Here is an 11,798-nt window from a genome sequence, read left to right on the forward strand (position 1 = left end):
GCCGGCGGCGGCGCAGCGCGCGATCAGCGCCTGCAGCAGCAGCCGGCCGATGCCGCGCCCCTGCTCGCCCGCGGCGAGATAGACCGAATCCTCCACCGTGAAGCGGTAGACCCGGCGCGGCCGGTAGAGCGTCGCATAGGCATAGCCGAGCAGGCGCCCGTCGCGCGCATCCTTCGCGGCAAGATAGGGCAGCCCGAGATCGCGCACTGCCCGGCGACGGCTGCGCATCTCGTCCAGCGACGGCGCCTCCTCCTCGAAGCTGGCCAGGCCATGCAGCACGTGATGCGCATAGATGCGCCGGATCGCGGGCATGTCCTCCTCGCCGGCATCGGCGAGAATGACATCGGAGGAAACGGCAGGAGCAGTGTTCATGGCAGCCAGGGGTTCAGCAGACGCCCCGGGCCGGGCCAGGGCCGGGTGAGACCGAGATCGCGCAGCTGCCAGTCCTCCAGTTCCTCCGGCCGGCGCGGCCTGCCGCCGGCAAGAAGGCGCAGCAGCGGCGCGGCGTCGAAAGCCGGCAGGTGAAACGCCGGAAAATGCAGGATCCGCAGAAGCGTCATGCGCGCAGGATGGCGCGACGGAGCCCATAAACAAAATTTTGCTTTCTTATGCGGATCATAAGAAAAATTAAGCCATGCGCGGCTTCAACCTCGACCATCTGCAGACCTTCGCCGATGTGGTGCGGCTGGGCAGCTTCTCGGCCGCCGCCGCGCGGCTGAACCTGACGCAGCCGGCCGTGAGCCTGCAGGTGAAGCAGCTGGAGCAGAAGCTGGGCCTGCGCCTGATCGAGCGCACCGGCCGCAGGGTCATGCCGACGGCGGCCGGCCGCGCCCTGCTGCAGCAGGCGGCCGGGATCGACGCCGCCGTGCAGGCGGCGCTGGAGGCCGTGGCGCAGCATGGCCGCGGCGTGACCGGGCGGGTGCGCATCGGCATCGGCGCCACCGCCTGCATCCATCTGCTGCCGCCGGCGCTGAGCGATCTGCGCCGCCGCTTCCCGCTGCTGGACCTGGCGGTGAATACCGGCAACACGCCGGAGATCCTGCGTGCGGTGGAGGCGAACGATCTCGATCTCGCGGTGGTCACCCTGCCGCCGGCCGGCGCCGGGGCGAGAAGCCTGGGCCGCGCCTTCGAGGTGACGCCGCTGCTCATCGACGAATTCGTCGCCATCGCGCCGAAGAACCATCCCGGCCTGCGCCTGCCCGATCCGGCGACGCCCGCCGCGCTGGCCGGCCTGCCGCTGATCATCCCCGAGCCCGGCGGCAACACGCGCGGCCTGATCGATGCCTGGTTCGGCGCCGCCGGCCTGGTGCCGAAGCCCGGCATGGAGCTCGACAGCGTGGAGGCGATCAAGCAGCTGGTCGGGGCGGGGCTCGGCTGCTCGGTCCTGCCCGGCATGGCGCTTTCCACGCCGGAAGCGCGGCGCGGCCTTGCCCTGCGCGCGCTCAGGCCGAAGCTGTCGCGGCAGCTGGCGCTGGTGCTGCGGCGGGACAAGGCGCTCAGCCGGGGCCTGCGGGAAACGCTGGCGAGCCTGCGCCGGCTGGCGGCGAAGCGGCGGCCGTAGACGTATCCCGCGCCGGGGCACAGAATCCGCCGCCGGCGGTTTCACATTCCGTACCGACAGGCCGCGCCAGGGAGGCTGCCATGTCCATGCCCGCGATCGCTTTCGCCGCCATCCTGTTCGCCGCGCTGCCCTTCGCCCCCGCCCAGGCGCAGACCGCGCCGCGCGAGCCCGGCGCGGAGAGCGAACGCGAGCCGTCCATGCGCGAGCTGGGCGCCATGATGGGACAGATGATGGGCCAGATGGGCGCGATGATGGGCGACATGGCGCAGACCATGGGCGGCACCATGCAGCGCATGATCGAGCGCATGCAGCGCGAGGGCGGCCTGTCGGATCCGAAGAACGAGCATATCGAGGGCAAGCTCGCCTTCCTGAAGGCCGAGCTGCAGATCACCGCTGCGCAGGAAGACGCGTGGAAGACCTTCGCCGATGCCATGCGCAAGGCGGCGGCGATCCGGCCGGTGACGCGCGAGGGCAGGGGCTCGAGCCTGCCCGAGCGGCTGGACGACCGGACGCGCGCGCTGGAGGCGCGCCTGTCGGCGCTGCAGGCCCGGCAGGCGGCGATCGCGAAGCTCTACACGCAGCTGGATGCGCGGCAGAAGACGCTGGCCGACGAACTGATCGAGCAGATCGGCCTGGTCTAGGCCAGAGCCCCAAGGCCCAGGGTCAGGGCGTCAGCGGTAGAGCCGGACGATGGCGTTCGGCTGCCGGTTGGCGATGCTCAGCGCGCTGATCGCCAGCTGCTCCTGCACCTGGAGCGACTGCGACAGCGCGGCGGCGCCGGCGACATCGGCATCGACCAGCGCGCCGAGCGCCTTCTTCACGGCATCGACGAGATCCTCGTTGAACCGCATCTGCAGTTCGAACTGGCGCCGCGTGGCGGCGAATTCGGCGATGGTCGCGTGGGTCGCGGCCTCGAGCGGATCGACCAGGTTATAGGCCGCCGTCGCGGTGTCCTGGTCGGCGATGGCGTCGATCGCGGTGCCGAGATCGCTCCAGTGCGGATTGATGCCGTAGGTGCCCACCGTGATCGTGCGCCCGGAAATGTCGGCGACGAACTGCACGTCGGTCGAACTGGTGAGCATCTGGTTGCGGCCGTTATAGGTGGCGGCCAGGGTGGAGGCGAGGATCTGCGCATGCAGACGCTGGGCGTCGGCCTTGTAGGTGTCGCGCTGCGCGTCGGAGAGCGAGCCGTCGGCAGCCTTGATCAGCGTGGCGCGCAGATCGACCAGCGTTTCGGAGATGTTGCGCATGCCGGCCAGGGTAACGTCCACCAGCCCGAGGCCCTGCTGCAGCGAGGACTGCACGGACACATGGGCCTTGAGGCCCGAGCGCACGCCCTGGGCCACGGCGAACACCGCCGAATCGTCCATCAGGTCGGCGACGCGGTATCCGGTCTGCAGCTGTTTGGAATTGACCTCGACGCGCGTGGCAAGGCTGCGCAGGCTCGCCAGGGCCGTCAGGGCACCGCTGTTGGTGTTCACCGAGGTCATTTCTGATCGCTCCGTCGGGGCCGTTCTGGCCGCCAGGCAACAATGGCGGAAAACCGGCGCAGAGCAAGCGTTTTTTAAACCAGAAATTTAGTTCGTAGGCTGCTCAATCGCCTTGGTTGTATGAATGTGTCTCTGGAATTTCAATAATTTAAAGGTCGGGACGGGGCCGAAAAAAGCCCCGGTCCTGTCCGGACCGGGGCCTGCTGCAGCGTCTTCCCGTTATGGCGCTCCCTGCAATTCCGTCCGGCCGCTCTCAGTCGGCGGCTTCGGCGGTCGTCTTTTTGATGTCGGGCCAGCTGCGGTCCTGCCCGGAGATCTTCGTCACCGGCAGCGGCCAGACGATGCCGATGCCGGGGTCGTCGTAGCGCAGGCCGCGCGAGGCTTCCGGCGAATAGGCGGCCGAGACGAGATAGTTCACCTCGCAATTGTCCTCGAGCGTCTGGAAGCCATGGGCGAAGCCGGGCGGACACCACATCATGCGGTAATTCTCCGACGTCAGCTCGGCGCCGAACCACTGGTACTGCGTGGGCGAGCCGGGACGCAGATCGACGATCACGTCGAAGATGCGGCCGCGCACGCAGCGGATCAGCTTGCCTTCCTCATGCGGGGCGACCTGCCAGTGCATGCCGCGCATCGTGCCCTTCGCCGGGTTCCATGAGATGTTGCCCTGCAGGATGTCGACATCGATGCCGTGATCGGCGAATTCCTTCCGGCACCAGCCGCGGGCGAAGAAGCCGCGATCGTCGGCGCGCTTCTCCAGCTCGATGGTGAAGGCGCCCTTCAGCTTCGTCTCATTGAAAATCATAGGCGTTCCACTCCAGCTTCGGGGAAACCTGCTGCGTTTCCATCAGGGTCTTCAGGGTGCGCAGCCGCGTATAGGGCGGTGCCTGGAAAACCTCCGGCGTCAGCCGGATGCGCTCGAAGATGCTGCGCAGCTGGCGGAAGCCGCGCTCGGCCGACCACTGGCACTGGAAGCCCGGCAGATGCTGCCTGATCTTGTCGAAGCAGACGCGGTAGCTGCGGTTGTCGCCGCCATTGTCGCCGAACTCGATCTCGCAGCCGGGGAAGACCCTGGCCGCCGTCTCGGCGATCTCGCGGATGCGGTAGTTCTGCTCGTTGTCGCCGACATTGAAGACCTGGTTGAACACCGCGTCGCGCGGCGCCATCAGCACGGCGGCGAAGGCCTGGCTGATATCCTCCACATGCACCAGCGGACGCCACGGCATGCCGTCGGAGGTCATGGTGATCCTGCCGGTGGTCCAGGCGAGGCCAGCCAGATTGTTCAGCACGATGTCGAAGCGCAGCCGCGGACTGGCGCCGAAGGCGGTCGCCAGGCGCAGGAAGGTCGGCGAGAAATTATCGTCGGCCAGCGGGGCGACGTCGCGCTCGACCAGCAGCTTGCACTTCGCATAGGCGGTCAGCGGATCGGTCGGATCGGTCTCGGTGCGCGCTTCCGCGCCGCCGGCGCCGTAGACGCTGCAGGACGAGGCATAGACGAAGCGCTTCACGCCGGCCGCCTTGGCCGCCTTGGCCAGCTGCACCGAAGCCTTGTGGTTGATCTCGAAGGTGAGGTCGGGATCGTTCTCGCAGAGCGGGTCGTTGGACAGCTCGGCCAGATGCACGACGGCATCATAGCCCTCGAGGTCCTCCGGCGTGATGCTGCGGATGTCGCGGGTGATCATGCGCGCGCGGTCCTGGCCGTCATGGAACAGCCAGCCGGCGCGGTAGAAGCCGGTGTCGAAGCCGGTGACATCGGCGCCGAGCCGGGCCAGATACGGCGCCATCACGTTGCCGATATAGCCGTCGCCGCCGGTCATCAGGATGCGGCCGAGCCGGGCATCCTTGGTCCGCGCCGGGCGGGTGCCGCCGCTGCTCTCGCTCCGTGCCTCGCGCTCGATCTCGGTTACCACGCCTTCCATGGGGCCTCCTTGCTGTTCCACATGGCTTCCAGCAGGTTGCGGTCGCGCAACGTGTCCATGTTCTGCCAGAAGCCGTCATGCCGGTAGGCGATCAGCTGGTTCTCGGCCGCGAGCCGCTTCAGCGGCTCCTGCTCCCAGACCGTGTCGTCGCCATCGATGTAGTCGATCACCTCGGGCTGCAGCACGAAGTAACCGCCGTTGATGTAGGAGCCGTCCTCGTTGCGCTTCTCGCGGAAGGCCTGCACGAGCGGCCCTGTATCCGAGGGGGCGATGCCGAGCGCGCCGAAGCGGCCGGGCTGGTGCACGGCCGTCACGGTGGCCAGCTTGCCGTGGCTTTTGTGGAAGTCGATCACGTCCGCGATGTTCACGTCGGTCACGCCGTCGCCGTAGGTCAGGCAGAAGGGCTCGTCGGGATCGAGATAGCGGGCGATGCGCTTGATGCGGCCGCCGGTCATGGTTTCCTGGCCGGTATCGATCATGGTGATCTTCCACGGCTCGATGCCGTTGCGCAGGATCTCGGTGCGGCCCGAATAGAGATCGAGCGAGATGTCGCAGAGATCGAAGGCGTAGTTCTTGAAATACTGCTTGATCAGGTTGCCCTTGTAGCCGCAGCAGATGATGAAGTCGTTCAGCCCGTAGCGGCTGTAGATCTTCATGATGTGCCAGAGGATCGGCTTGCCGCCGATCTCGACCAGCGGCTTGGGGCGGATGGCGCTTTCCTCCGATATCCGCGTGCCATAGCCGCCTGCCAGGATGACCACTTTCATCGGTATCTCCGTGGGGATCGTTCGAAGATCGTTATTCCGCGACGTCCCGCACCGGCAGGGTGTCGCCGGCATAGGAGCCGAAGAAGAGGCGGTCCTGCTCGGCGCGCAGCCGGTCGATCAGACGGTCCTTCGGCAGGATCACGTCGTCATAGGAGAGGACCTCGTCCTTTTTGATGTCGCGCTTGAGCACGCAGCCGGCCGCCAGCCCGATCGGCAGCAGCCGCTCGCGGTGCACCACGTCGGCATTCTCGGCCAGGCCGTAGGTCATGTAATGGCCGAGATCGTCCAGCGTGGCGCCGGCCCTGAGATCGGTCTTTGCCGCGGCGATGACATCGACGCATGGCGCGCCCAGCGGACGCAGGGCCGCGTCGCCAAAGAGCACGGCACGCGCCGCCGTGTTCGGCGCCTCGAAATGGCAGAGATGATAGGGCGTGTAGAAGCAGTAGAGCGGCCCCTTGCCGAGCTTGTAGAGCTCCAGGTAATGGCGCTGCTGCGGATGCTCGATGGTGCCGAGCACGAAGACGCCGGGGCCGGGCGCGGCGCCGGTGACGTAATCGACGATGCCCGGCGTGCCGATGAAGCGCTCGGCCTCCAGCTTCTGCGCCGCCACGTCGATCGGCGTGCCGGTTTCCACCGTCGGGCCGATCATGCCGCGCTTCGCCACCCGCATGCCGGTACCGTTGGCGATCACCGCCTGCTCGAAGGACACCTTGGTGCCGTCGGCGAAGGAGGTGACCATATGCGGCTTCTGGCCCCAGCGCTCGGCGAAGGCCTTCTGCGTCGTCGGGTTGCGGTAGGGGTCGTGCAGTCCCTTGATGTTGCCGCAGACCACCGGGGTGACGCCGAGGCCGCGCACGAAGCGGAACAGGTTCATGGTGACGCCGGGCTGATCGCCGTCGGCATCGGTGAAGACCAGGCCCTTCTCGGCGGCGCGGCGGCCGAAGAGCGGCCCGAGCGTGCCGTCGATCTCCGGGTTCATGGCGACGACATGCTTGCCTTGCTCAATGGCATACGAGATCGCCTCGGCGGCATAGTCGATCGAGCCGGTGACCTCGATGATGCATTCGATTTCAGGCGCCTCGCAGAGCAGGCGCCAGTCCTCGGTGATCGCCGGGGTGTTCGCATCGATGGCGGCACGCAGCTCCTGCAGCGAGGAGACGGCCCGCGGTTCCTGGCCGGCCTCCTCATAGGCGCGGCGGGCGGCGTCGAGCCGGCGGGTGGCGATGGCGCAGAGCTGCAGGCCCGGCATGGCGGTGGCGATCTGCAGCGCGATGCCGCGGCCCATGAAGCCGGCGCCGATCATGGCGATGCGGATCGGGCCCTTTTCTGCGCGGCGTTTTTCGAGAGCGGTGTCGAGAATGATCATGGCGGTCATTTAGCCGCTGACGCGCTCGATTTGCTTGTGACCAGAGTGTGGTCGCCGCGCGTGGATGGACCTGTTATGATCCCGCCGGAAGGCCGGTTCTGACGGTGCTGTGACAGGACGATGACTGCGAAGCCTGCGAAACGCGGAAAACGCGAGTCGGCGGCGGAGACGATCCGCCTGCGACTCATGCTGGGCGGCGAGATCGCGCTCGGGCCCGGCAAGGCCGACCTGCTGGAAGGCATCCGCGAGACCGGCTCCATCGCCGCGGCCGGGCGCCGGCTCGGCATGAGCTACAAGCGCGCCTGGCTGCTGGTCGACACCATGAACCGCTGCTTCCGCACCCCGCTGGTCGAGGCCGGCAGCGGCGGCCGGGCCGGCGGCGGCGCCGCGCTCACCGCCCTTGGCGAGGACGTGCTGGCCCGCTTCCGCCGCATGGAGGCCGCCGCCGCCAGGGCCTGCGCCGCCGACCTGAAGATGCTCAAGGGCAGGCTGGCGAAGTAACGGCGATCACCTTTGCTTTTGTTGTCATGGCCGGGCTTGTCCCGGCCATGACAGTCGAAAGATTGACGGATTGCCGCTCCATCCGCCCACCGTTATAGTCGAAACGTCATAACGGGGGGCGGATGGGCTTCGACGAGACGGTTCTGCTGACGCTGCTGATCTTCCTGGCGGCGACGCTGTATTCCACCGTCGGCCATGCGGGCGCCTCGGGATACATCGCCGCCATGGCCTTCGTCGGCGTCGCGCCCGCCATCATGAAGCCGACCGCGCTCAGCCTGAACATCCTGGTGGCCAGCGTCGGCACATACCGGCTGTGGCGCGCCGGGCTGATCAATCCGCGCGCCCTGCTGCCGCTGGTCGCCGTCTCGATTCCGATGGCCTTCATCGGCGGCGCCGTGCAGCTGCCGGTCAGCACCTACCGCATGGCGGTCGGCATCGTGCTGGCCTTCGCCGGGCTGCGCCTGCTGATCGATCCGCGCGAGAAGGCGACGCTGAACGGCGGCAGCGGCGATGTGCGGATTCCGCTGCCCGCCGCCGTGATCGCCGGCGCGGCGATCGGCCTGCTGTCGGGCCTGACCGGCACCGGCGGCGGCATCTTCCTCTCGCCGCTGCTGCTGCTGCTCGGCTGGGCCGGGGCGCGCCAGACCGCCGGCATGGCGGCGCCCTTCATCCTGGTCAATTCCATGTCCGGCCTCGCCGGCAACATCCTGTCGCTGCGGGCGCTGCCCGAGGAACTGCCATGGTTCGCGCTGGCCGCCCTCTGCGGCGCCCTGCTGGGCACCCAGCTGGTGATCCGCTGGCTGCCGGTGCGGCTGCTGCAATACCTGCTCGGCGCCGTGCTGCTGGTGGCGGCCTCGAAGCTCGTCCTCACCTAGGCGAACCGCGCATTTCTGAAAACCATTGTCATGTCCGGCCATGACATCCGGCGCATGTAAATAAAGGCCGCTCCCGGTTGAGCCCCTTGCCGCCGCGACCCTATACTGCGGCCAAAACGGAGCCTCCTTTCATGTCCGCCCGCATCGATCCCGGCCTCGCGGCCTGGGTCGCGCCTTTCGCCCGGGATCTCGTCTCGCAGACCGACTTCCATGTCTGGGTCGGACTCGAGCTGCTGTCGCTGGAGGCCGGACGGGCCGAAGTGGGTTTCACCGCGCAGGGCGGGATGATGCTGCGCGGCGGATACGTTCATGGCGGCGTGCTGAACGGCCTGATGGAGCCGCCGGGCCTGCTCGCGCTGCTTGGCCATATGCACGAGGACGAGACCGCGGTGACCGTGGACATCCATCTGCAGCATCTGCGCTCCGTGCTGGCCGGCGAGCGCGTCATTCTCACCGGGCAGCTGCTGCGCAGGGGCAGGAACGTCGCCTTCTGCGAGGTGAATGCCCGCGTCGGCGGAACGCTTTGCACCACCGCCCGTATCACCAAGGCCATCCAGAAGGCGAGTTGAGCCGTGACCGAACTGAAAACCGCTGAGAAGGGCCGCGTGCTCTGCGTGCTGGGCCCGACCAATACCGGCAAGACCCATCTCGCCGTGGAACGCCTGCTGGCCCATCGCACCGGCGTGATCGGCCTGCCTTTGCGCCTGCTTGCCCGCGAAGTCTACGACCGCGCCGTGAAGATCAAGGGCGACCGCCATGTCGCGCTGGTCACCGGCGAGGAGAAGATCATCCCCAGAGGCGCCACCTGGTTCGTCTGCACGGTGGAAGCCATGCCGCTGGACCGCGCCTACGATTTCATCGCCGTGGACGAGATCCAGCTCTGCGGCGATGCCGAGCGCGGCCATGTCTTCACCGACCGCCTGCTGCATGCCCGCGGCAGCGAGGAGACGATGTTCCTCGGCTCCGATACCATGCGCGGCCTGATCCGCCGCCTGGTGCCGAATGCGGAATTCATCGCCAGGCCGCGCCTGTCGCAGCTGTCGTTCGCCGGCTCGAAGAAGCTGTCGCGCCTGCCCAAGCGTTCGGCCGTGGTCGCGTTCTCCGCCGCCGATGTCTACATGATCGCCGAGGCCCTGCGGCGCCAGCGCGGCGGCGCTGCCGTGGTGCTGGGCGCGCTCAGCCCGCGGGCGCGCAACGCGCAGGTCGAGCTGTTCCAGAACCGCGATGTCGACGTGATGGTGGCGACCGACGCCATCGGCATGGGCCTCAATCTCGACATCGAGCACATGGCTTTCGCCGAACTGTCGAAATTCGACGGCGTCGGCATGCGGCCGCTGACCCCGGCGGAGATCGGCCAGATCGCCGGCCGCGCCGGTCGGCATCTGCGCAACGGCACCTTCGGCACCACGGCCGACTGCCCGCCGCTGGAGCCGGAGCTGATCGAGCGCATCGAGAATCACCGCTTCGATCCGGTGACCCAGGCGCGCTGGCGCAACACCGATCTCGATTTCAGCTCGATCGACGCGCTGATCCGCACCCTGGACATGCCGCCGCCGCGCGAGGGCCTGACGCGCGGCCGCGAGGCCGACGACATTCTGTCCCTGCAGATGCTGAAGACCGAGGCGCCGGTGCAGCAGCGCGCCACCTCGGCCGACCGCATCCGGCTGCTCTGGCAGGTCTGCGAGATTCCCGATTTCGCCAAGTCCATGCATGACGTGCATGCGCGGCTGCTGACGCAGATCTACGTGCATCTGTGCGACAATGACGGCCGCCTGCCGCCGGACTGGGTGAGCGGGCATCTCAGGCAGATCGACCGGACCGAGGGCGACATCGACACGCTGTCGCAGCGGCTGGCCAATATCCGCACCTGGACCTATGTCGCCCATCGCACTGATTCCCGGGGCGGCACCTGGCTCGACAATGCCGCCGATTTCCAGGCGCGCAGCCGCGCCATCGAGGACCGGCTGTCGGATGCCCTGCACGAGCGGCTGACCGAGCGGTTCGTCGACCGCCGCACCTCCGTGCTGACCCGCGGCCTGAAGGAAGATCCGGCGCTGCTGGACGTCAGGCTGGCCGAGGACGATGCGCTCACCGTCGGCGGCGAGATCATCGGCCATGTGCGCGGCCTGCGCTTCCGGCCCGTGGGCCATGACAGCGTCGAGGAACGCCGCGCGATCCGCGCCGCCTCGATCCGCGTGCTCGGCCCCGCTTTGCAGGAGCGTGCGGAGAAGATCCTCGCGCTGGCCGACGACAGTTTCGTGCTGTCGCCCGAGGGCGGCATCCTGCTGGTGACGCCGGAGAAGGAGAGCGTCACGCTTGCCGTGCTGGGCAAGGGTGCGGAAATCCTCGAGCCGAAGGTCAACCTGCTGGCCGACGAATTGCTGCCGGCGGAAAGCCGCAGGCAGGTCGAGGACAAGCTGGCCGACTGGCTGAAGCGCTACCTGCGCCAGCATCTCGGCGACCTCTACCGCCTGCGCGATGCCGAGCTGAAATTCGCCGCGCGCGGCGTCGCCTTCCAGCTGGCGGAAAGCCTCGGCGCGCTGAAGCGTGACGACGTCGCCGATCTGGTGCGCGGCATGGGCCAGGCCGAGCGGCATCCTCTGCGCAAGATGGGCGTGCAGTTCGGCGAGACGCATATCCTGCTGCCCAAGCTGCTCAAGCCGAAGCCGACGCAGCTCAAGACCCTGCTCTGGGCCGTGCATGAGGGCAGGGAGCCCGACGCGCCGCCGACGCCGGGCCTGACCTCGCTGCCCATTCTCGAATGGCGCGACGACCGCTGGTGGATGGCGGCGGGCTTCCTGCGCGCCGGGCGCCATGCCTTCCGCCTCGACGTGGTGCAGCGCATCGCCGAGGGCGCGCGCCAGGCCGAGCATGAATCGCGCCGGGCGAAGCAGCAGGCGAAGGACGCGAAGGCGGCGGAGACGCCCGCTGCCGCCGCGCAGGACGCGGAGCCGGTGGCGGCCGAAGCCGTTCCCGCCGATGCACAGAGCGACGCGCCCGTTGCCGAGACCGCGCCTGTGACGGAGACCGTGCCTGTGACGGAGACCGCGACCGAGGCTGCGGCACCGGAGCAGGCAGCCGAAGCGCCGAAGCCGGCCGATGACAAACCCGCCGGACAGCCCGCGCCGAAGAAGAAGGGCCATACCGGCCCGCCGGGCGCCTTCGCCGCCGATACCGCCTGGATGAACCTCGCCGGCTGCGGCGCCGCCGAGCTGCAGCGCCTGCTCTGGGCGCTGGGCTACAAGACCATCACCGCGAAGGACCGCGAGAGCGGCGAGCCGGTGCAGCTTTTCTTACGCTCGCACAAGGCCATCGTGGA

General features: G+C 68.3%; 13 protein-coding genes. 6 read left to right on the top strand and 7 right to left on the bottom strand.

The features are described 5' to 3' along the window. Both VKZ87_RS05035 and VKZ87_RS05040 read right to left on the bottom strand, forming a co-directional pair. The coding region (locus VKZ87_RS05035; RefSeq protein ID WP_324220159.1) for a GNAT family N-acetyltransferase at positions 1-372 on the bottom strand (372 nt) is incomplete at its 3' end. After that, positions 369-560, bottom strand: a complete 192-nt coding sequence (locus tag VKZ87_RS05040) for a hypothetical protein (RefSeq protein WP_324220160.1) — start codon at positions 558-560, stop codon at positions 369-371. The genes VKZ87_RS05040 and VKZ87_RS05035, both read right to left, overlap by 4 nt. 74 nt (positions 561-634) lie before the next feature. On the opposite strand from VKZ87_RS05040, the gene VKZ87_RS05045 reads away from it, so the two are divergent. Then, positions 635-1,561 carry a LysR family transcriptional regulator gene (locus VKZ87_RS05045; protein ID WP_324220161.1) on the top strand — a complete coding sequence of 309 codons (927 nt, stop codon included), beginning with the start codon at positions 635-637 and terminating at the stop codon, positions 1,559-1,561. Between the two features lie 80 nt (positions 1,562-1,641). Continuing rightward, a complete protein-coding gene (locus tag VKZ87_RS05050) occupies positions 1,642-2,202 on the top strand; it encodes a Spy/CpxP family protein refolding chaperone (protein ID WP_324220162.1) in 561 nt (186 codons plus the stop codon). Between the two features lie 30 nt (positions 2,203-2,232). Here the strand turns inward: VKZ87_RS05050 and VKZ87_RS05055 are convergent, their stop codons facing one another. From VKZ87_RS05055 to VKZ87_RS05075, 5 genes are all read right to left on the bottom strand, one after another. Then, complete coding sequence (locus tag VKZ87_RS05055; RefSeq protein WP_324220163.1) at positions 2,233-3,051, bottom strand: flagellin; 819 nt, start codon at positions 3,049-3,051, stop codon at positions 2,233-2,235. Positions 3,052-3,304: 253 nt separating this feature from the next. After that, positions 3,305-3,856, bottom strand: coding sequence for a dTDP-4-dehydrorhamnose 3,5-epimerase (rfbC, locus tag VKZ87_RS05060; protein ID WP_324220164.1), 552 nt, complete (start codon positions 3,854-3,856; stop codon positions 3,305-3,307). Beyond that, entirely contained in the window at positions 3,843-4,970 is a 1,128-nt protein-coding gene (locus VKZ87_RS05065) for an SDR family oxidoreductase (RefSeq protein WP_324220165.1), read from the bottom strand. Before VKZ87_RS05065 ends, rfbC begins: the two co-directional genes overlap by 14 nt. Further along, a complete protein-coding gene (rfbF, locus tag VKZ87_RS05070) occupies positions 4,955-5,737 on the bottom strand; it encodes a glucose-1-phosphate cytidylyltransferase (RefSeq protein WP_324220166.1) in 783 nt (260 codons plus the stop codon). Before rfbF ends, VKZ87_RS05065 begins: the two co-directional genes overlap by 16 nt. 31 nt (positions 5,738-5,768) lie before the next feature. Beyond that, on the bottom strand, positions 5,769-7,112 hold the full coding sequence (locus VKZ87_RS05075) for an NAD(P)-dependent oxidoreductase (protein ID WP_324220167.1): 1,344 nt from the start codon (positions 7,110-7,112) through the stop codon (positions 5,769-5,771). Positions 7,113-7,223: 111 nt separating this feature from the next. Here VKZ87_RS05075 and VKZ87_RS05080 point away from each other — a divergent pair, with 111 nt between their 5' ends. From VKZ87_RS05080 to VKZ87_RS05095, 4 genes are all read left to right on the top strand, one after another. Beyond that, positions 7,224-7,604, top strand: coding sequence for a winged helix-turn-helix domain-containing protein (locus VKZ87_RS05080; protein ID WP_324220168.1), 381 nt, complete (start codon positions 7,224-7,226; stop codon positions 7,602-7,604). A gap of 122 nt (positions 7,605-7,726) precedes the next feature. Beyond that, on the top strand, positions 7,727-8,479 hold the full coding sequence (locus tag VKZ87_RS05085) for a sulfite exporter TauE/SafE family protein (protein ID WP_324220169.1): 753 nt from the start codon (positions 7,727-7,729) through the stop codon (positions 8,477-8,479). A gap of 131 nt (positions 8,480-8,610) precedes the next feature. Then, a complete protein-coding gene (locus VKZ87_RS05090) occupies positions 8,611-9,048 on the top strand; it encodes a PaaI family thioesterase (RefSeq protein ID WP_324220170.1) in 438 nt (145 codons plus the stop codon). A gap of 3 nt (positions 9,049-9,051) precedes the next feature. After that, on the top strand, positions 9,052-11,798 hold a 2,747-nt coding region (locus VKZ87_RS05095; protein WP_324220171.1), incomplete at its 3' end, for a helicase-related protein.

It is taken from the genome of Ferrovibrio sp., assembly GCF_035304305.1.
Lineage (GTDB): Bacteria > Pseudomonadota > Alphaproteobacteria > Ferrovibrionales > Ferrovibrionaceae > Ferrovibrio.